Below are 19,026 nucleotides of genomic sequence, written 5' to 3' on the forward strand. Positions count from 1 at the left end.
TGCGGGGGACGGCTCGGGTGTCCGATGGCTGAGCAGCGTCACCGCCGGGTGGGGCAGTCGGGGATGTGGGCAGTCGCTCCGCCGTGCGGAACGACTGCCCACGCCGTGCGCCGGCCGCCTACTTCTCGGTGACGCCCGCCGAGTCGAACGTCGCCACCTCGTGCATCGCTCTCGCCGTACTCTGCACCAGAGGCAGCGCCAGGAGCGCGCCCGTGCCCTCGCCGAGGCGGAGGTCGAGGTCGACCAGCGGGCGCAGGCCCAGCTTGTTCAGCGCCGCCACATGGCCCGGTTCCGCGCTGCGGTGGCCCGCGATGCACGCGGCCAGGACCTCCGGGGCGATGGCACGGGCGACCAGGGCCGCGGCGCCCGCGCTGACGCCGTCCAGGATCACCGGCGTCCGCAGGGACGCGCCGCCCAGCAGCAAACCCACCATCGCGGCGTGCTCGAAGCCGCCGATCGCGGCGAGGACGCCGATGGGGTCGGCCGGGTCCGGCCGGTGGAGTTCGAGGGCCCGGCGGACCACCTCGGTCTTGCGGGCGAGGGTCTCGTCGTTGATGCCGGTGCCGCGGCCGGTCACCTCGGCCGGGTCGGCGCCGGTGAAGACCGAGATCAGGGCCGCCGAGGAGGTGGTGTTGGCGATGCCCATCTCACCCGTCAGCAGCGCCTTGTTGCCGGCCGCCACCAGGTCGCGGGCCGTCTCGATGCCCACCTCGATGGCCTGCTTGGCCTCCTCGCGGCTCATCGCGGTGCCGGTGGTCATGTCGGAGGTGCCCGCGCGGACCTTGCGGGGCAGGAGGCCGGGGGTGGCGGGCAGGTCCGCCGCCACGCCCACGTCCACCACGCACACCTCCGCGCCGACCTGGCCGGCGAAGGCGTTGCAGACCGCGCCGCCGCCGAGGAAGTTGGCGACCATCTGGGCCGTCACCTCCTGCGGCCAGGGGGTCACGCCCTGGGCATGCACCCCGTGGTCGCCGGCGAAGATCGCGACGGCCGCGGGCTCCGGGATCGGCGGCGGGCACTGGCGGGACAGCCCGGAAAGCTGGGCGGAGATGATCTCCAGCATGCCGAGCGCGCCGGCCGGCTTGGTCATCCGCTTCTGCCGCTCCCACGCCTCGCCGAGCGCCTTGGCGTCCAGCGGGCGGATCTGCGCGACGGTCTCGGCGAGCAGGTCGTGCGGGTCCTCGCCGGGCAGGGCGCGACGGCCGTACGTCTCCTCGTGGACCACCCAGGACAGCGGGCGGCGCTTGGACCAGCCGGCCTGCATCAGCTCGGGCTCGTCCGGGAACTCGTCGACATACCCGACGCACAGGTAGGCGACGACCTCCAGGTGGTCGGGCAGGCCGAGGGCGCGGACCATCTCGCGCTCGTCGAAGAAGCTGACCCAGCCGACGCCGAGGCCCTCGGCGCGGGCGGCGAGCCAGAGGTTCTCGACGGCGAGCGCGGAGGAGTACGGGGCCATCTGCGGCTGGGTGTGGCGGCCCAGGGTGTGCCGGCCGCCGCGGGTCGGGTCGGCGGTGACCACGATGTTCACCGGGGTGTCGAGGATAGCCTCGATCTTCAGTTCCTTGAACTGCTTCGCCCGGCCCTTGGGCAGCGACTTCGCGTACGCGTCGCGCTGGCGCATCGCCAGTTCGTGCATCGACCGCCGGGTCTCGGCGGAGCGGATGACGACGAAGTCCCAGGGCTGCGAGTGGCCGACGGACGGGGCCGTGTGGGCGGCCTCCAGCACGCGGAGCAGCACCTCGTGCGGGATGGGGTCGCTGCGGAAGCCGTTGCGGATGTCACGGCGCTCGCGCATGACCTTCAGTACGGCCTCGCGCTCGGCGTCGTCGTAGGCGGGCGCGGCCGGGCCGGTGGACTGTCGTGCTTCTGCCACGGGGGCCGTGCTCTCTTCCTGCTCGGCGGCCCGGGTGTCCAGGTCCTCCGCGTGCTGTACGAGTTCGGGGTCGCCCGCGCGCGGTGCGGGGACCTCGGGGGCCTCCTCGACGGGGAGGACGATCGGCTGCGGCGGGGTCGGCGCGAGGTGCGGGGTGGTCGGCACCTGGCCGTCCACCGGCACGAACTGCCCGAGCGGCTGCTCCGGCCCGGGCTCTCTCGGCACGGCGGCCTCCGGCATCCGCAGCTGGGGCCCGGCCGGGTCGGCGACGTAGGGCTGCGGGGCGGGTGCGGGTGCCTGCGGCGCCTCGGCGAGCGGGGGGACGGGGTGGGGTTCGGCGGGGGTGGCGTCGGGGTGCGCTTCGACCGCGGCAGGCTCGGGGTGCGGGGTGGGCTCGGGGATGACGGCCGGGGCCTCTGCTGCGACGGGCGCGGCGGGCTCGGCGGGGGTGTCCACCAAGGGCTCCGCGGGGGCGTCCACGAAGGCGGCGGGGGCCTCGGGGGTCTCCGGGGCGGGTACGGGTGCCGCCTGCGGGGCCTCCGGGGCGGGCGGCACCTCGGCCACGGCCGCGACCGGCTCGGGGGTGAGGGCCGCGGGGGCCTCGTGCGCTTGCGGGGCGTCGGGTACGACGGACTCGGGGGCCTCGGCGGTCTGCGGGGCATCCGGTACGACGGACTCCGGGGTCTGGAGGGCTTGCGGGGTGCCCGGCACGACCGACTCGGGCAGCTCGGTGGCCTGCGGGGCGTCCGGTACGACGGACTCCGGGACCTCGGGGGCTTGCGGCGCGGTCGATACGACCGACTCGGCAGCCTCCGGCGCGTCCGGTACGACCGACTCCGGCAGCTCGGTGGCCCGCGGGGCATCCGCAGCGACGGAGTCCGCGACCTCGGCAGCCTGCGGGGACTCCGGGGCCTCGGGAGTCTGCGGCGCGTCCTCAACGACCGACCGGGGGACCTCGGCAACCTCCGGCGCGTCCGGTACGACCGACTCGACAGTCGCCGGAGCCTCCTGGGCAACCGCCTCTACCGGAAGCTGCTCCGCGACCCCCGCTTCGGGAGCCGCGACCTCCGGCGCCGCCACCTCGTCGCCCGGCGCCTGCACAGCCTCGACGGACTGCCCATCCGCAGGCGCGACCTCAGGCTCTGCCACCGGCACCGCGTCCCCGACCGGCTCCCCGGCCTGCACACCCTCGAAACCGCCGACCGAGCCGTCCTCCGGCGCGGGCACCGTCTCCGGGGCAACGTGGGCCATGGCCGCCTGGGCCGGGTCGGGAGCCGGGGCGGGCGCCGGAACAACCGTTTCCGCAGCCGAGACCTCGGTGCTCACCGGCGCGGCGGCGGGCACGGGCATCGGGGTGCCCCAGGGCGTCGCCGGCTGGGGGCCCGGGATGTCGAGGTACTCCGGACCTGCCATGGACGGACTTGCCACGGACGGGCCCGCCATGGACGGCCCCGGCTGCCGTACCGGCGGCGCGCCCACCGCGCCGCGGTCGGCGAGGGAGCGGACCGGGCTGGCGGAGGCGTCCGGGGTCGGCGGGCCGAGGTGCAGCGGGCGCCGCGGGGTCGTCGGAGGCACCGGCGCCGGACCCGGCACCCGGACCGCACTGAGGTCCACCGAGCCGCTGTCGCGGCCGGACATCTCGTGCGCACCGGGTTCGTGCAGGGCCTCCACGACCGGCTCCGGCGCGGGCGGAGCGACCTCGTTGCCCCAGGCGCCCTGGGCACCGGGCAGCAGCAACAGGTCGTCGTCCTCGGCGGTGGTCTCGGAGAGGTAGGTGTACGCACCGGGCGCGGGGACGCCCGGCTGCTCCACCATGCCTGCGTTCTCCGGCAGTCCCTCGCCCGGGACCTGGCCGGTGTCGGTCATGCGTACCCCTCGCCCATCGGTTAGTGCTTCCACGACCAGCTCACCCGGAGCGGCGCACCGACCGCCCCGTAGTGAAGAACGAGCGTGCGCGCCCAGCGGCACGAACGACCCGTCCACAAAGACGACAAAGCCATTAACTGGCATTGTCGCGGCCGTTCCCCCGTCACGACAGCTTCATCCGCGACGATCCCGCTGTGGACTGCGCCACGTTGCGCGTCCTCCGGTTGTGCCGTACCACACCCACCCCAAACCGGGCGTGTTTTCGGGACATTGACCTACGAAGCGTCAGGTGTCCGAGTGCGGTGCAACGATCGGCCAGCCTACCGCGCGCGGTACGACAACAGGATCACGGGGACGGGATCGGGGTCAGCCCGTTCTGTCCGGCAGCAGGCCGCTGAGCAGGAACGCGACACTCCGCTCCCGCTCCGTCCAGGCCCGGGTGTCGAGTTCGACGGACTGGAGCAGGGCGCACTCCACCCGGTAGCCGTGCTCGGTCAGGTCGCGGCCGACGATCTCGGCCTCGTCGCGGGTGGCTGCGTGCGTGACGATGCGCTGCGGGCGTCGGTCGGCGACCGCGGAGACGACCGCCGCTCCCCCGCCGCCGACGCGCACGACGTCCGGTTCGGGCAGGTTCTCCAGGACGTGCGGCGCGGTGCCCTGGACCACCTGGAGCTGGACGCCGAGGGCGCGGGCGTTGGCCTCGGTGCGGTCGCAGGCCCGTGGGTCGTGGTCGACGGCGATGACGGCCGCCCCGGCCCGCGCGGCCTCGGTGGCGAACGCGCCGCTGCCGCAGCCGATGTCCCACACCAGGTCCCCCATGCGCGGTCCGAGCCGGGCGAGTTGGGCGGCGCGCAGCGGTTCCAGCTCGCCCTCGCCCATGAGGCCGCCGTAGGTCTCGGCGGGCAGGGTCCAGCCGCGCGGGGTGGCGGACGGGTCGCGGCCGGCGATCCAGCCGCCGTCCTCCGCGACGCCGGCCGGGCCGCCGATGACGATGACGACGTTGGGGTCGCGCCAGGTGTGGTCTGCGGCCTTGTCGGAGGTGACGACGGTGACCTGTTCGCGTGCGGTGCCGAGTTCCTCGCAGATGACGAAGGTGCGGTGGACGCCTTCGAGCAGGAGGCCGAGTTCGGCGGGGCCCGCGCCGGGCGAGGTGAGAACGGCGACCTTGGGGTGGGCCCGGCACACGTTCACCGCGCGTCGCAGGGTGCGCGGGTGTGCGACGACCACATGGGCGTCGTCCCAGGGCATACCGGCGCGGGCGAAGGCGGCGGCGGCCGAGGAGACGCCGGGCACGACCTCGACCTCCAGGCCGAACTCGGGCGCGCGCAGAGTGCGTACGACTCCGAAGAAGCCGGGATCGCCGTCCGCGACGACGACCGCCGTGCCGCGATGGCCGGCGATCCGGCGGGCGGCGAGGGCGACGCTGCCGAGGCGGATGCGCTCGGCGGTGGCGGGCACCTCGGGCAGCGCCAGGTGGTGCGCGGCACCGGCCACCAGCGTGGCGGCTCCGAGGGCGGAGCGTGCCGCGGCGGTCAGCGGCGAGCCGTCCCATCCGATCACCGTGACCCGGTCGGCCATCGTCGTCAGTCTCCAGGGGTTTTGCGCAGGTGGACGGGGCAGCCTGAGGGTATCCCGTCCGGCCGGGGTCAGTTCCAGTCGGAGTAGGACGTGAAACCGCCGGAGTCGGCCGGCTGCTCCGCCGCGCCTTCCAGGTCCTCCGGCAGCAGGCTCCAGACGATGAAGTCGGTGCGCAGGTCGCTCCAGGTGCCGTCGTCGCCGCGGACGTGCGCTATGCAGGCGTTGCGCAGGACGCCCTCGCTGATGCAGCCGATCTTCTGGGCGACCTGCTGGGAGGCGGTGTTGCCGGCGGCCGTGCGCAGCTCGATGCGCTCGAACTTCTGGTCACCGAAGAGCCATTGGGCGGTGGCGAGGGCGGCCTCGGAGGCGTAGCCCTCGCCGCGGGCCCAGGGGGCGATGATGTACGACAGCTCGGTGGAGCGGATGTGCCAGTCGGTCCTGCCGAGTTGGACGAGGCCGACCAGGCGCTGGGTGAGGAACTCGGTGACGGCGAGGTCGAGACCGTGGCCCCCGGTGCGCTGGGCGGGGGCGTACTCGGTGATCCAGGTGTGCGCGCCGGCCCGGGTGAAGGGCCGCGGGACGTCCGTCCAGGCGGCGACCTGCTCGTCGTTCATCATCTCGGTCAGGGCGGGCACGTCGTCCTCGTCCAGGGGACGCAGCACCAACCGCTCCGTGCTGATGGAGATGTTGGGGAAGGTGCTCGTCATGCGCCGCTCCGTAACCTTCGAAACCGTCGGCCTGCTGAACTGCCCAGCATGCAGCATGAAAGCACCGGACCGCACCACGGGGTCCGCCCTGTTCGGTGAGGGCGGACCCCGTGCTGCGGCGCGTCGCCGGACGGCTGCGGTCAGAAGGAGGCGATGACGGAACCGGCGTACTTGTCCTCGATGAACTTCTTGACCTCGGGGGAGGTCAGGAGCTTGGCGAGCTTCTTCACGCGCGGGTCGTCCTCGCCGCCCTCCTTCACGGCGAGGAAGTTGCCGTACGGGTTGTCGTCGGCGGACTCCAGGACGAGGGCGTCCTCGGCGGGCTTGAGGTCGGCCTCGATGGCGTAGTTGCCGTTGATGACGGCGGCGTCGACGTCGTTGAGGGAGCGCGGGGTCTGGGCCGCCTCCAGCTCCTTGAACTTGAGGTTCTTGGGGTTCTTGACGATGTCGGCCGGGGTCGCCTCGTTGCCCACGCCGTCCTTGAGCGTGATGATGCCGTTGGCGTCGAGCAGCTTGAGGGCCCGGGCCTCGTTGACGCTGTCGTTCGGGACGGCGATCGTGGCACCGCTCTTGAGGTCGTCGGCGCTCTTGACCTTGCTGGAGTAGAGGCCGAGCGGCTCCAGATGGACCGTGACGACGGGCACGATGTGGGTGCCGTTCTTCTTGTTGAAGTCGTCGAGGTACGGCTGGTTCTGGAAGTAGTTGGCGTCGACCGAGCCGTCCTCCGTCGCCGTGTTCGGCGTGACGTAGTCGGTGAACTCCCGGACCTCCAGGTCCAGGCCCGCGTCCTTCGCCAGGTTGTCCTTCACGTAGGTGAGGATCTCGGCGTGCGGGACGGGGCTCGCGGCGACTACCAGCGGTCCGCTGGTGTCGGAGGAGGAGTCGCCGTCGGAGGAGCCGCAGGCGGTGAGCCCGAGGGTGAGGGCTCCGGCGGCGAGGACGGCGGTGGTGAACTTGGCGGTGTTACGCACGAAAAGTGCCTTTCCTGAGGTGGTGCGACCCCGTGATGGGTTGTACGGGGGGTTTCAGACGGTCTTGCTGGTGGCCGTCGCGGCCTTCAGCAGCCGAAGCCTGGGGGCGGGGCCCGAGGTGCCGCTGCGGCGGTGCAGCGAGCGGGCCGCGTAGTCGCCGGCGAACTGGATGAGGGAGATGACCACGGCGAGGATGGCCACGGTGATCCACATCAGTTCGGTCTCGAAGCGCTGGTAGCCGTAGCGGATGGCGATGTCGCCGAGGCCGCCGGCGCCGACCGTGCCGGCCATCGCGGAGTAGCCGATGAGGGCGACGATCGTGGTCGTGGTGGAGGCGATCAGCGAGGGCAGGGACTCCGGTACGAGGACCTTGCGCACGATCGTCCAGGTGTTGCCGCCCATCGACTGCACGGCCTCGACGAGCCCGCCGTCCACTTCGCGGACCGCCGTCTCGACCAGGCGCGCGAAGAAGGGGATGGCGCCGATGGCGAGCGGCACGATGGCGGCCTCGCGGCCGATGGTCGTGCCGGTGATGGAGCGGGTGAAGCCCATCAGCGCGACCATCAGGATGATGAACGGCATCGAGCGGGCGACGTTCACGACCTGCCCGATGACCTTGTTGGCGACGACGTTCTGGAGCAGGCCGCCGCGGTCGGTGAGGACGAGCAGGACGCCGAGCGGAAGGCCGCCGACGACGGCGATGAGCGTGGACCAGCCGACCATGTAGAGGGTGTCCCAGCACGCCTGCTCCAGCAGCGGCTGCATCTCGGACCAGGTCACTTGGCACCTTCCTTCAGCAGAACGGGCTCCTGGCCCAGGACGTCGATCTGCAGGCCCTGCTCGCGCAGGAAGCCGATCGGCACGACGTTGTCCTCGTACCGTCCGGGCAGCTCGATGCGCATCCGGCCGACCTGGAGGCCGCCGACGGTGTCGATGGCCGCGCCGAGGATCGATATGTCGACGTTGTAGGTGCGCGCCAGCTGGGAGATGACGGGCTGGGTGGCGGCCTCGCCGTGGAAGGTGACGTCGACGACGGTGCGGTCGGTGCCGGTGGCGTCGCCGGTCACCGGGAACAGCGCGGAGGCCAGTTCGGAGCCGGGGGTGGCGAGCAGTTCGCTGACGGTGCCGGACTCGATGATGCGGCCGTTCTCCATGAGCGCGGCGGAGTCGCAGACCGACTTCACGACGTCCATCTCATGGGTGATGAGCAGGACCGTGAGCCCCAGTTGGCGGTTCAGGTCGCGCAGCAGCTGGAGGATGGAGCGGGTGGTCTCCGGGTCGAGGGCGCTGGTGGCCTCGTCGGAGAGCAGCACCTTGGGGTCGCCGGCGAGCGCCCGAGCGATGCCGACGCGCTGCTTCTGACCGCCGGAGAGCTGGGCGGGGTAGGCCCCGGCCTTGTCGGCGAGGCCGACCAGGTCGAGCAGTTCGAGCGCCTTGCGGGTGCGCTCCTTGCCGGACCTGCCGAGAATCTCCAGCGGCAGTTCGACGTTGTCCCGCACGGTCCGCGAGGACAGCAGGTTGAAGTGCTGGAAGACCATGCCGATACGGCTGCGCGCCTGCCGCAGTTCCCGGCCGGCGCGCGGGCCGCGCCCCGCGAGCGCGGTGAGGTCCTGGCCGGCGACGGTGACCGTGCCGGCGGTGGGGCGCTCCAGGAGGTTGACGCAGCGGATGAGCGAGGACTTCCCGGCGCCGGACTGGCCGATGACGCCGTACACCTCGCCTTCGCGGACGTGCAGGTCGACGCCGTCGAGGGCGGTGACCTCTCGACCTCGGGTGCGGTAGACCTTGGTCAGGCCCGATGTGGTGATCACTGGGGTTTCCGTCACTGTCGAGTACGCGGGCGTGGGTGTGCCCTGGTACGGGAGGGAAAAGGTGCGCGGGGCAGCTGGGTCACGTACGGCTGGAGGCGTACGGACAGGCCGTGGCGGCTCGCTTCGGGGCGCGAGGCTCGAAAAGTGGTGCGGGGGCCCTCTAGAAGGCGCACATTCGACACATACAACGAGCACCGGGCGTCATGGTCGCCTCGGTCGCAAGGGTGCGGCAGCTCGTCGTGGTCATGCGATCAGTAAAGCAGACATGGAGCGGTGAGCGAGAACCGCTGTCCGGCATCCGGACAGCGGTGGACAGGCGTCAGCCCCGGACGGAGATCTCCACGCCCCGGGCGGTGACCAGCGCGGACAGGACCGAGAGGTCGGTGACCACCAGGTCTGCGTCCAGCTCGTGGGCCTGGTGGGTTGTGGCCAAGGCCACGGTGGTCATCCCGGCGGCACGGCCGGCCTGCAGACCGGCGGGCGCGTCCTCGAAGACGACGCAGCGGGCCGGGTCGACGCCCAGCCGGCGGGCGGCGAGCAGATAGGGCTCGGGGTCGGGCTTGCCACGGGTGATGTCGTCCGCGGCGATCAGGGTCTTGGGCAGGATGCCGACGGCGTCCAGACGGGCCTCGGCGAGCCGGCGGGTGGCGGAGGTGACGACCGCCCAGCGGTCGGCTGGCAGTGAGTCGAGGAAGGCGCGGGTGCCGGGCAGCAGCTCGACTCCCCCGTCGGGCACGTCCTCCACCTCCAGCGTCTCGATCCGGGCCACGGCCTGCGGCACGATGCCTGCGGGCAGCAGGTCGGCGGCTATCTCGGCGGCCGGCCGGCCGTGCAGTTCGATACGGGCGAACTCCTCGGCGGTGATTCCGTACTCCCCCGCCCACCGCGTCCAGCAGCGGTCGACCGAGGCGAGCGAGGAGACGAGGGTGCCGTCGTTGTCGAACAGCAGGGCTTCGGCGTGGATGTGCATGCCCTCGACCCTACGGTGCCACCCGGGGCCGCCCGCACCAGGCCTTTTGGCCCGTAATAGGGTCGCTGCATGCTTGCTGCCCTGACGCTCGTGACCGGCGTCTTCGCCCTGCTGCTCGCCGCGTGGTGCGGCTTCGCCGCGTACCGCGACCAGCCGACGAAGGACTGGCACTTCATCGGCATGGCCGTGGTGACCCTGCTGGCGCTGGTCCAGCTGGTGGTCGGGATCGTGCTGCTGGCGCGCGGCGAGGACCCCGAGCAGGGGACGACGATCTTCGTCGCCTATCTGCTGGGCTCGTTCGCGTGCGTGCCGGCCGCGGGGTTCCTGTCGCTGGCCGAGCGGACCAAGTGGGGGTCGATCACGGTCGCGGCCGGGGGCGTGGTGCTCGCGGTGCTCCAGGTCCGGCTCTACGACATCTGGGGAGGCTGAGATGACGGCCGTGGAGGGGAAGCGCACCCGGCTCATCAGCGGGCCCGGCATGCTGCTCGTCTGGCTGTACGGCGTGATGGTGGTCGGCGCGGTGTCGCGGTCGGCGGTGCAGATCGCCACGGAGTTCGACCGGGCCCCGCTCGCCTACTCGCTGTCGGCGGTGGCGGGGCTGGTGTACGGCTTCATCACGTACACGCTGGTCCGGGGCGGGGAGATGGCCCGCAAGGCGGCGCTGGTGTGCTGCGCCGCGGAGTTGCTGGGCGTGCTGGTGGTCGGCACCTGGACGCTGGTCGAGCCGTCGAGGTTCCCGGACGCGACGGTGTGGTCGGACTACGGGATGGGCTACCTGTTCATCCCGGTGCTGCTGCCGCTGTCGGCGATCTACTGGCTGCGCAAGGCCGCGCGGCCGGGGGATGCCGCCTGAGTCGTCGGGCGACACCCGGCCGGTCGTGGCTGGTCGCGCAGTTCCCCGCGCCCCTTCGAGGCGCGTTCGTCAGGCCGTGGCCGCGTAGTCGCCGACCGCCTTCTCCAGGATGATCATCGGTACGCCGTCCGTGCCCTTGGAGGTGCCGACCGCGGTGTAGCCGACCTTGCGGTAGAGGCGGAGGCTGGTTTCGCTGCGGTGGCCGGTGTGCAGGCGGAAGCGCTTGGCGCCGCGCTCCTCGGCGAGGGCGGATTCGGCCGCCCGGAGGAGACGGGCACCGATGCCGTGGCCCTGGAGGCGGGGGTGGACGCAGAGCTTGCCGATGGCGGCGGCGCCGTCCTCGGTGACCGAGCCGCGGACCGAACCGACCACCTCGTCGCCGAGACGGGCCACGAAGACGCAGTCCCGGACGACCTCCTCACGCACCGAGTCCAGCGTCTGGACGAGCGGGTCGATGCGGTAGTTGCCGTACAGCGCCGCCTCGCTCTGGAAGCACAGGTACTGCAGCTTGTAGATCTGCTCCGCGTCCTGCTCGGTCGCCGCAGAGATGGTCACGCTCATGCCCATGTGCGCACGCCTCCCGCTCACCTGATCACCTGTTGTCCCTCACTCCTATCCCCGTGCTCCGGAAGCCGCAACCTCCGGCGTCAGCATTCGCCGCAGACAACCCAGGCATCTGGAACGTTCCGGGCCAAGACTGCCCTGTGAGATACCCAACTCCCCCGCGATCTCCCGGTATGTCAGGTCCCTCGGCGAGAGCAGCGCCTCCACCAGGCCGGGGCAGCGGCCGGGCAGCCGGCGGACGGCGTCGCGCAGGGCCTGGTGGCGGGCGGAGCTGAGGGCCAGTTGCTCGGGGTCGCGGCCGGACTCGTCCGCGGGTTCGGCGCCGTACGGCCGTTCGAGGCGGTGGGTGCGGCGGGTGCGGCGGACCTCGGAGCGCACGGCGGAGCGCAGCCAGCGCTCGGGGTCGGGCGGCGGACCCTGGGCGTCGAGGAGCTCCAGGAGGCGGAGCCAGACCGCCTGCTCCAGGTCGCCGGGTTCGGTGCCGGAGGCGTGCGCCTCGGCGGAGGCCTCTGCGGTGAGCAGGGGACGCAGGGCGAGAACGTCGGCAACAAAGTCGTATGTCATATGCGGCACGACGCGGCCGCCCGGGCAGCGGGTTGCCCGGGCGGCCGCGTGTCACCCCAACCGGGGCGTGGGGCTCAGCCGTTGACGAAGTCCTCGCGGGCCAGCAGACCGGTGTCCGGGTGATCCGTGAAGACACCGTCGATGCCGGTGGCGAAGTACGCCCGGTACGCGCCGAAGACATCGCCGTAGGCGTCCGCGTCCGTGCCCTTGCGGAAGTCCGCCGGCAGGAACGGGTTCTCGTTGCGCAGCGTCCAGGGGTGCAGGACCAGGCCCACCTTGTGCGCGTCGGCGACCAGGGTGGTGGGGGTGGTGAGCCGGCCGCTTCCGTCCCTCGGGATGATCAGGTCGAGGGTCGGGCCGATGCCCTGGGCGTAGGAGGCGATCTCGCGCAGCCCGGCCGGCTTGATCAGGTCGGCGACGGTCCGCGGGTCGCCGCTGTCCACGAAGTCGTACGGCCGCGTGCTCGCGCCGGACAGCAGCACCACCAGCGGGTTGTCGATGAGCTTGTGCAGGCGCTGGATGCTGGTCGGCTCGAACGACTGGACGATGACCGGCGAGTTCCACTTGTGCTTGCCGTACTTGCGCAGCACCTTCGCGATCCGCTCCTCCAGGCCGAGGCCCAGCGTGCGGAAGTAGGTGGGGTGCTTGAGCTCGGGGTAGATCCAGACCTGCTTGCCGCGCTTGCGGGTCTGCTCCTCCTGCCAGCGGAGCACCTCTTCGAAGGTGGGGATCTCCCAGCGGCCGTTGTAGAGGGTGTTGTGCGGGCGGTTGGCCGGGATGCGCTCGATCGCGCGGAGCGTCTTGAGCTCGGCGAGCGTGAAGTCCTCGGTGAACCAGCCGGTGGTGGCGACCCCGTCGAGCAGCTTGGTGGTCTTGCGGCCGGCGAACTCGGGGTGGTCGGCGACGTCGGTGGTGCCGCCGATCTCCGGCTCGTGGCGGCAGACCAGATGGCCGTCCTTGGTGGGCACCAGGTCGCCGGCCTCGACGACGTGGGCGCCCATGTCCAGGGCCAGCTGGTAGGCGCCCAGGGTGTGCTCGGGCCGGTAACCGCTGGCGCCGCGGTGGCCGATGATCGTGGGCTTGGGCAGGCTCTTCACCCCGCCGCCTCCGTGTCCGGCGCCCGCGGCCCGGGCCGTACCGGACAGTCCGAGGACCGCTCCGCCCGCCCCCAGCACCGCGGCGCCCAGCAGCGCCCGGCGCCCGGTTCCGCGCACCTGCTCGTCCGACTCCTGCGTTCCCATGAGCGCCCTCCAGCCCTCGGCTCTTCAGTGCGGGCCGATCGTAGGTTGCCTCCCATGACCGGCGGGAGACCCCTGATCGAACACGCGGGTGACTCGGGATGTCGTGTGGGGACGGAGTTCTGACGAGCCGTCGGCATCGGGCGCGGCTTCCAGGGTAGTCGTCAGGCGTACCCCCTCACCCGGGTCGGCGCGATGTCGGTCACACCGTTCCGCGCGGGTTTCCGGCGGGCGACGGCACAGCACCGCAGGTAAACCTGCGTCAACAGTGCGTAAGACCTCCGTGAACCCGATGTGCGCCACCCCGGGGACCGCGAGTATCGTCCTCACCTGCACAGATTTATATCGACCCCTTGACACCGGAGGGCCCGTTGTCCCGCTTCGCGCTCATCAAGGCAGTGCTCGGACCGATCATGCGCCTGATGTTCCGCCCACAGGTGGAGGGCGCGGAGCACATCCCGGGCGACGGTCCGGTCATCCTGGCCGGCAACCACCTCACGTTCATCGACTCGATGATCCTGCCGCTCGTCTGCGACCGGCAGGTCTTCTTCATCGGCAAGGACGAGTACGTCACCGGCAAGGGGTTCAAGGGCCGGCTGATGGCCTGGTTCTTCACCGGCGTCGGCATGATCCCGGTCGACCGGGATGGCGGCCGGGGCGGTGTCGCGGCGCTGATGACCGGACGCCGGGTGCTGGAGGAGGGCAAGCTCTTCGGCATCTACCCCGAGGGCACCCGCTCGCCCGACGGCCGCCTCTACCGCGGGCGGACCGGTATCGCGCGGCTGACCCTGATGACCGGGGCGCCGGTGGTGCCGTTCGCGATGATCGGCACGGACAAGATCCAGCCCGGGGGTGCGGGGATGCCTCGCCCCAGCAAGGTGACGGTGCGCTTCGGCGAGGCGATGGAGTTCTCCCGCTACGACGGCATGGACCGCGACCGCTACGTCCTGCGCGCGGTCACCGACTCGGTGATGACCGAGGTCATGCGGCTGTCCGGCCAGGAGTACGTGGACATGTACGCCACCAAGGCCAAGGCGGCGTAGCCGAATTCCCCCCGTCCCGGCGGGCCGCTCCCCGAGCGGCCCGCCGTTCGCGTTCCTCCGGCTTCTCGCCGGGCGGGGGGCAGGTGCTCGACGCGGCGGGTCGTCCCGGGGGCCGCTGCAGACGGCGCGTGCCTGCGGGTTCCTCGTCGGGCGCCGATGTCGACGAGGGGCCGCCGCGCGGGTCACCTTCCGGTCGCCGGGGCGGATGCGCCGGTCGGCGGTCGAAGGCCACCGAGCCCACCATGCCGCTCCTCATTACGCCCGGTTGTCCAGCTTCTGGTGGCGGAGCATGAACCACGCCGCCACCGATGCCAGCAGCAGGACCGTCGCTCCGGCGCCCGCCGCGAGTGCCAGACCGTCCACGAAGGACTGACGGGCCGCGTCCAGCATGCTCTGCGCGGACTCCGCCGGCATTCCCGCCGCCGCTTCCACGGCGCCGCCCAGCGACTCGTGCGCCCCCGCGGGAGTGCCCGCCGGGCCCGTGAAGTCCCGGTAGACGCCCGTGACGATCGAGCCCAGTACGGCGATGCCGAGGGCCGCGCCCAGTTCGTACGCCGTTTCCGACACCGCCGAGGCCGCGCCCGCCTGTTCCTTCGGTACGGAGGACAGGATGACGTCCGCCGTCACCGTGAAGGAGAAGCCGGCGCCGATGCCGACCACCAGCAGGGCCGCCCCGAGCAGGGGGTAACCGGTCGACTGGTCCAGGACCGTCAGCGCGGCCAGGGCCAGGCCCACCGCCGCCAGGCCGCCGGAGACCACCGCGCGCACGGAGTAACGGCGCGCGGTCCGGCCCGCGATCAGGCCCGCCGCCACCGCGCCCACGGCGGCGGGGAGTTCGGCGAGACCCGCCTCGAAGGGCCCGCGGCCCTGGACGAGTTGCAGGTACTGGGAGAGGAAGAAGACCAGTCCGGACAGGCCGAGGATGGTCAGCAGGTCGGCCAGGACCGCCCCGCTGAAACCGCGGTTGCGGAACAGCCGCATGTCCAGCAGCGGCGCCGGAAGCGTCAACTGGCGGCGTACGAAGCCGTACAGCGCGGCGGCGCCCAGCAGGCCCACGGCGAGGGAATCGAGGGCCGGTCCGTGTGCCGCGGCCTCCTTGACGGCGTAGACCAGGCCGACCATGCCGACCAGCGACAGCAGCACGCTGGGCAGGTCCCAGGGGCCGGGGTTCGGATTGCGCGACTCCGGCAGCATCTTGATGCCGACGAGCACCAGGACCGCCATCACGGGCAGGTTGATCAGGAAGACCGAGCCCCACCAGAAGTGCTCCAGCAGGAAGCCGCCCACGATCGGGCCGACCGCCGTACCCGCGGAGGCGGTGGCGCCCCAGATGCCCACGGCGAGGCTGCGTTCGCGCGGGTCGTGGAAGAGGTTGCGGATCAGGGCGAGCGTGGCCGGCATCAGGGTGGCACCGGCGACGCCAAGCAGCGCGCGGGCCAGGATCATCAGCTCGGGGGTGGTGGCGTACGCGTTGAGCACGGAGACCGCGCCGAACGCCGTCGCGCCCACGAGCAGGATCTTCTTGCGGCCTATTCGGTCGCCGAGGCTGCCCATGGAGACGAGCAGACCGGCGATGACGAAGGAGTAGACGTCACCGATCCACAGGAGCTGGGTGCCCGAGGGATTCAGGTCCTCGCTGATGTAGGGGGTCGCGAGACCGAGGACGGTCGCGTCGACGGCCACCAGCAGCACGGCGAGCACCAGGACGGACAGCGCGAGCCACCGGCCCGGACGCTGCACCGCCTCGGTCGGGTCCGCCGGCCGCAGGGTGCTGGTCATGATTCCTCTCTCCGTAGTGCGCCGCCGAGCAGCAGCTCGGTGATCATGTGTGTGAAGTCGTTGGCCGCGACCCTGCCCTCCTGGACCGCCCAGGCGGCGGAGGCCGTCAGGCCGTACAGCGCCTCGGTCAGCCAGGCCGGGGTGAGGTCGATCCGGAACTCACCGCGGTCCTGGCCCCGCCGGAACAGCGCGGCGATCCGGACGTCGAGCCGGGACCAGCCCTCGTGCTGCCCGTCGCCCTCGAACAGCTGGTTCTCGGTGTAGAGGAAGGCGAGCAGACCGGCCGCGGGCTCCATCTCGCGCACGAGCCGCCGTACGGCCTCACTGGCGCTGCCCTCCTCCAGGCGGGCGGCGTCCAGCGCGGCCTCGCACTCCGCGATGCCGAGCGCCTCCAGCGCGCGGACGAGCGCGTCGCGCCCGGCGAAGAGGCGGTGCAGCGTGGCCCGGCTGATCCCGGCGGCCTTGGCGACCTCGTCCATGGTGGACGTGGATTTCCGGGTGAGCAGGGCGGCTGCGCTGCGCAGCACGTGGTCACGATCGACAGCCATGAGACAACCATAACCCACATGAGACATTCTTGTCTCATAGTGGGCGTGCGCGTCTCACGGTGCCGTCACGCAGTCGACAACTGGGTCCGTCAGTGCCAGGGCAACCGGCCGCGCCGCTCCCAGTACGCCCCCGGTTCCTCCACCAGCTCCGCCAGCCTGCTCAGCTGGTCCTCGTCGAGGTCCACGACGGCCGCGTGCAGGTTGGAGGCGAGCTGCAGGGCGGTCGCGGCGCCGGAGAGGACGACCCCGGCCCAGGGCTGGCGCAGGACGTGCGCGAGGGCGACGGCGTCGGCGCCCAGGGAGGTCTCGGCGGCCACGGCCTTCAGGACGTCCGGGGCGTGGGGCTCCGCGAGCCTGCCGTTGGCCATGGCCTCCTTGACGATCACCGTGAGCCCGGCGTCACGGGCCTCGGCCAGGGCGGGGGCGGCGGAGGTCTCCAGGAGGTTGTACGTCGACTGCACGGTACGGAAGAGGGGCTCGCCGGCGACCGTCACGGTGAGGGCGGCCCGGATCGCGTCCGCCTGGGCGGGCCCGCTGGTGGAGAAACCGACGCTGAGGCCCTGGGCGGCGGCCTCCGCGAGCCGGGCGTGCAGTTCCTTGTCGGTGAGGGCGGGGCTGTCCGGGGTCACCGAGTGGATCTGGTAGAGGTCGAGCCGGTCGCCGAGCAGGGCGTCGGTCTCGGCGCGCTGGCGCTCGTACGTCGGGAGGCTGTGGTCCTTGACCTCGTGCGTCTCGGCCTCGGCCGACCAGCCCGCGGTGTAGGTGTAGCCCCACTTGCTGCCGATGACCACGTCGTCGATGTCGGGGCGGGCGTTCAGCCAGTCGGCGAGGAACTCCTCCGAACGGCCGTAGGAGCGGGCCACGTCGAAGTAGCGGACGCCTTGGGCGTAGGCGGCGTCCAGGAGTTCGTGCGTCCGGGTGCGCAGGGCGTCGACACTGCGGTTCTCTCCGAGGTCCTGGTCCCGGCCGAGGTTGATGTAGCCGGGGCGGCCGACGGCGGCGAGGCCCAGTCCGATGTGGCAGGTGGGGGTGGTGGCGGTGGCCAGTCGGGCGAAGGGCATCGCGGGCTCCGTTCGGTCGTTCCGGTACGGCTTCGACCAACGTAAACCCGCGATGACCTTCGCGTCGGAGTGCGGTGGCTCGGCGAGTGCGGGCGCGTCGTGGCTCGGCGCGCAGTTCCCCGCGCCCCTAGGCCTGCTTTGCCTTCGCCCAGTCGTGCTGTGCCGCCACGTCCGCCTTGATCTCCGCCAGCTGAATCGCCACCGCGCTCGGTGCCGTGCCGCCGCGGCCGTTGCGGGAGGCCAGGGCGCCCGGGACGTTCAGGACCGAGCGGACCTCGGGGGTCAGGTGCTCGGAGATCTTCGCGAACTGGTCGTCCGTCAGCTCGTCCAGTTCCTTGCCCTCCGCCTCGGCGGCCTTGACGCAGGCGCCGGCCACCTCGTGCGCGACCCGGAACGGGACGCCCTGCTTGACCAGCCACTCGGCCACGTCGGTGGCGAGGGAGAAGCCCGCCGGGGCCAGCTCCTCCAAGCGCTCCCGGTGGACCGTGAGCGTGGCGATCATGCCGGTGAAGGCGGGGAGCAGCACGTCCAGCTGGTCGCAGGAGTCGAAGACCGGCTCCTTGTCCTCCTGGAGGTCGCGGTTGTACGCGAGCGGAAGCGCCTTGAGGGTCGCCATCAGGCCCGTCAGGTTGCCGATCAGACGGCCCGACTTGCCGCGCGCCAGCTCCGCGATGTCCGGGTTCTTCTTCTGCGGCATGATCGACGAGCCGGTGGAGAACGCGTCGTGCAGGGTCACGAAGGAGAACTCCTTCGTGTTCCAGATGATGATCTCCTCGGCGATCCGGGAGAGGTTCACGCCGATCATCGCGGTGATGAAGCTGAACTCCGCGACGAAGTCACGCGAGGCCGTGCCGTCGATGGAGTTGGCGACCGAGCCGTGCTCGAAGCCGAGGTCGGCGGCGACCGCCTCCGGGTCGAGGCCCAGGGAGGAACCGGCCAGCGCGCCCGAGCCGTACGGCGACACGGCCGTCCGCGCGTCCCACTGGCGCAGCCGCTCGGCGTCCCGGGACAGGGCCTGCACATGGGCGAGGACGTGGTGGGCGAAGAGCACCGGCTGGGCGTGCTGGAGATGGGTGCGGCCGGGCATCGCCACGTCCGGATGGGCCTCCGCCAGGCCGATCAGGGCGTCCTGGAGGTCGGCGATCAGACCGGCGATGCTGCGCGCCTGGTCCCGCAGGTACATCCGGAACAGGGTCGCCACCTGGTCGTTCCGGGAGCGGCCCGCGCGGAGCTTGCCGCCGAGGTCGGGGCCGAGGCGCTCCAGCAGACCCCGTTCCAGGGCGGTGTGCACGTCCTCGTCGGCGATGGTGCCGGTGAAGGTGCCGTCGGCGACGTCCGCGGCCAGCTGGTCGAGCCCGGCGATCATCCGCGTCAGCTCGTCGTCGGAGAGCAGTCCCGCCTTGTGCAGCACGCGCGCGTGGGCCCGCGAGCCGGCGATGTCGTACGGCGCGAGCCGCCAGTCGAAGTGGACCGAGGCGGACAGCCTGGCCAGGGCCTCGGCGGGCCCGTCGGCGAACCGTGCGCCCCAGAGCCGGACGTCTGAGCTGTTGCTGCTCACTTGGTGTGCTCCTCGAAGGATCTGGATGTGGCACCGCCT

Annotated in this window: 17 protein-coding genes; 3 read left to right on the forward strand and 14 right to left on the reverse strand. The window is 72.1% G+C overall.

Annotated features, from left to right (window positions below; all coding sequences use genetic code 11):
* Window positions 1-118: 118 nt before the first annotated feature.
* The 7 genes from cobT to ACWD11_RS12830 all read right to left on the reverse strand — a co-directional run bounded on the left by cobT (window position 119) and on the right by ACWD11_RS12830 (window position 9,779).
* The gene (gene cobT / locus ACWD11_RS12800) at window positions 119-3,742 is read right to left on the reverse strand and encodes a nicotinate-nucleotide--dimethylbenzimidazole phosphoribosyltransferase (RefSeq protein ID WP_451282880.1); all 3,624 of its coding nucleotides are present in this window, start codon (window positions 3,740-3,742) and stop codon (window positions 119-121) included.
* Window positions 3,743-4,108: 366 nt separating this feature from the next.
* The gene (gene cbiE, locus ACWD11_RS12805) at window positions 4,109-5,320 is read right to left on the reverse strand and encodes a precorrin-6y C5,15-methyltransferase (decarboxylating) subunit CbiE (RefSeq protein WP_451282882.1); all 1,212 of its coding nucleotides are present in this window, start codon (window positions 5,318-5,320) and stop codon (window positions 4,109-4,111) included.
* 68 nt (window positions 5,321-5,388) lie between these two features.
* Complete coding sequence (locus ACWD11_RS12810; protein WP_389419289.1) at window positions 5,389-6,027, reverse strand: GNAT family N-acetyltransferase; 639 nt, start codon at window positions 6,025-6,027, stop codon at window positions 5,389-5,391.
* A 140-nt stretch (window positions 6,028-6,167) separates the two neighbouring features.
* A complete protein-coding gene (locus ACWD11_RS12815) occupies window positions 6,168-6,998 on the reverse strand; it encodes a MetQ/NlpA family ABC transporter substrate-binding protein (protein ID WP_451282884.1) in 831 nt (276 codons plus the stop codon).
* Window positions 6,999-7,052: 54 nt separating this feature from the next.
* Entirely contained in the window at window positions 7,053-7,778 is a 726-nt protein-coding gene (locus ACWD11_RS12820; RefSeq protein ID WP_250078125.1) for a methionine ABC transporter permease, read from the reverse strand.
* Window positions 7,775-8,809, reverse strand: coding sequence for a methionine ABC transporter ATP-binding protein (locus tag ACWD11_RS12825; protein ID WP_451282886.1), 1,035 nt, complete (start codon window positions 8,807-8,809; stop codon window positions 7,775-7,777). The genes ACWD11_RS12820 and ACWD11_RS12825 overlap by 4 nt, the downstream gene beginning before the upstream one ends.
* A 319-nt stretch (window positions 8,810-9,128) precedes the next feature.
* On the reverse strand, window positions 9,129-9,779 hold the full coding sequence (locus tag ACWD11_RS12830) for an HAD family hydrolase (RefSeq protein ID WP_389419292.1): 651 nt from the start codon (window positions 9,777-9,779) through the stop codon (window positions 9,129-9,131).
* Between the two features lie 69 nt (window positions 9,780-9,848).
* Between ACWD11_RS12830 and ACWD11_RS12835 the strand changes: the two genes are divergently transcribed.
* Window positions 9,849-10,208, forward strand: coding sequence for a hypothetical protein (locus ACWD11_RS12835; RefSeq protein WP_389419293.1), 360 nt, complete (start codon window positions 9,849-9,851; stop codon window positions 10,206-10,208).
* Between the two features lies 1 nt (window position 10,209).
* Window positions 10,210-10,632, forward strand: a complete 423-nt coding sequence (locus ACWD11_RS12840) for a hypothetical protein (RefSeq protein WP_389419294.1) — start codon at window positions 10,210-10,212, stop codon at window positions 10,630-10,632.
* A 69-nt stretch (window positions 10,633-10,701) separates the two neighbouring features.
* Here the strand turns inward: ACWD11_RS12840 and ACWD11_RS12845 are convergent, their stop codons facing one another.
* From ACWD11_RS12845 to ACWD11_RS12855, 3 genes are all read right to left on the reverse strand, one after another.
* Entirely contained in the window at window positions 10,702-11,199 is a 498-nt protein-coding gene (locus tag ACWD11_RS12845; protein ID WP_389419524.1) for a GNAT family N-acetyltransferase, read from the reverse strand.
* A gap of 45 nt (window positions 11,200-11,244) precedes the next feature.
* Window positions 11,245-11,760, reverse strand: a complete 516-nt coding sequence (locus ACWD11_RS12850; protein ID WP_389419295.1) for a sigma-70 family RNA polymerase sigma factor — start codon at window positions 11,758-11,760, stop codon at window positions 11,245-11,247.
* 74 nt (window positions 11,761-11,834) lie between these two features.
* On the reverse strand, window positions 11,835-13,001 hold the full coding sequence (locus tag ACWD11_RS12855) for a glycerophosphodiester phosphodiesterase (protein ID WP_451282889.1): 1,167 nt from the start codon (window positions 12,999-13,001) through the stop codon (window positions 11,835-11,837).
* A 368-nt stretch (window positions 13,002-13,369) separates the two neighbouring features.
* On the opposite strand from ACWD11_RS12855, the gene ACWD11_RS12860 reads away from it, so the two are divergent.
* Window positions 13,370-14,041, forward strand: a complete 672-nt coding sequence (locus ACWD11_RS12860) for a lysophospholipid acyltransferase family protein (protein ID WP_389419297.1) — start codon at window positions 13,370-13,372, stop codon at window positions 14,039-14,041.
* A gap of 255 nt (window positions 14,042-14,296) precedes the next feature.
* Here ACWD11_RS12860 and ACWD11_RS12865 read toward each other — a convergent pair whose 3' ends face one another.
* The 4 genes from ACWD11_RS12865 to argH all read right to left on the reverse strand — a co-directional run bounded on the left by ACWD11_RS12865 (window position 14,297) and on the right by argH (window position 18,987).
* Complete coding sequence (locus ACWD11_RS12865) at window positions 14,297-15,820, reverse strand: MFS transporter (protein WP_389419298.1); 1,524 nt, start codon at window positions 15,818-15,820, stop codon at window positions 14,297-14,299.
* On the reverse strand, window positions 15,817-16,368 hold the full coding sequence (locus tag ACWD11_RS12870; RefSeq protein WP_389419299.1) for a TetR/AcrR family transcriptional regulator: 552 nt from the start codon (window positions 16,366-16,368) through the stop codon (window positions 15,817-15,819). The genes ACWD11_RS12865 and ACWD11_RS12870 overlap by 4 nt, the downstream gene beginning before the upstream one ends.
* An 89-nt stretch (window positions 16,369-16,457) precedes the next feature.
* Complete coding sequence (locus ACWD11_RS12875) at window positions 16,458-17,429, reverse strand: aldo/keto reductase (protein ID WP_451282891.1); 972 nt, start codon at window positions 17,427-17,429, stop codon at window positions 16,458-16,460.
* Window positions 17,430-17,556: 127 nt separating this feature from the next.
* Window positions 17,557-18,987: an argininosuccinate lyase gene (gene argH, locus ACWD11_RS12880; protein ID WP_451282893.1), complete on the reverse strand. Its 1,431-nt coding sequence runs from the start codon at window positions 18,985-18,987 to the stop codon at window positions 17,557-17,559.
* Between the last annotated feature and the right edge of the window lie 39 nt (window positions 18,988-19,026).

The organism is Streptomyces sp. NPDC002776 (assembly GCF_053592195.1).

What these genes read in the sequence shown, in the direction of transcription:
- cobT (WP_451282880.1), bottom strand. Translation starts at nt 3,742, where the DNA reads ATGACCGACACCGGCCAGGTCCCGGGCGAGGGACTGCCGGAGAACGCA.
- cbiE (WP_451282882.1), bottom strand. Translation starts at nt 5,320, where the DNA reads ATGGCCGACCGGGTCACGGTGATCGGATGGGACGGCTCGCCGCTGACC.
- ACWD11_RS12810 (WP_389419289.1), bottom strand. Translation starts at nt 6,027, where the DNA reads ATGACGAGCACCTTCCCCAACATCTCCATCAGCACGGAGCGGTTGGTG.
- ACWD11_RS12830 (WP_389419292.1), bottom strand. Translation starts at nt 9,779, where the DNA reads ATGCACATCCACGCCGAAGCCCTGCTGTTCGACAACGACGGCACCCTC.
- ACWD11_RS12835 (WP_389419293.1), top strand. Translation starts at nt 9,849, where the DNA reads ATGCTTGCTGCCCTGACGCTCGTGACCGGCGTCTTCGCCCTGCTGCTC.
- ACWD11_RS12840 (WP_389419294.1), top strand. Translation starts at nt 10,210, where the DNA reads ATGACGGCCGTGGAGGGGAAGCGCACCCGGCTCATCAGCGGGCCCGGC.
- ACWD11_RS12845 (WP_389419524.1), bottom strand. Translation starts at nt 11,199, where the DNA reads ATGGGCATGAGCGTGACCATCTCTGCGGCGACCGAGCAGGACGCGGAG.
- ACWD11_RS12850 (WP_389419295.1), bottom strand. Translation starts at nt 11,760, where the DNA reads ATGACATACGACTTTGTTGCCGACGTTCTCGCCCTGCGTCCCCTGCTC.
- ACWD11_RS12855 (WP_451282889.1), bottom strand. Translation starts at nt 13,001, where the DNA reads ATGGGAACGCAGGAGTCGGACGAGCAGGTGCGCGGAACCGGGCGCCGG.
- ACWD11_RS12865 (WP_389419298.1), bottom strand. Translation starts at nt 15,820, where the DNA reads ATGACCAGCACCCTGCGGCCGGCGGACCCGACCGAGGCGGTGCAGCGT.
- ACWD11_RS12870 (WP_389419299.1), bottom strand. Translation starts at nt 16,368, where the DNA reads ATGGCTGTCGATCGTGACCACGTGCTGCGCAGCGCAGCCGCCCTGCTC.
- ACWD11_RS12875 (WP_451282891.1), bottom strand. Translation starts at nt 17,429, where the DNA reads ATGCCCTTCGCCCGACTGGCCACCGCCACCACCCCCACCTGCCACATC.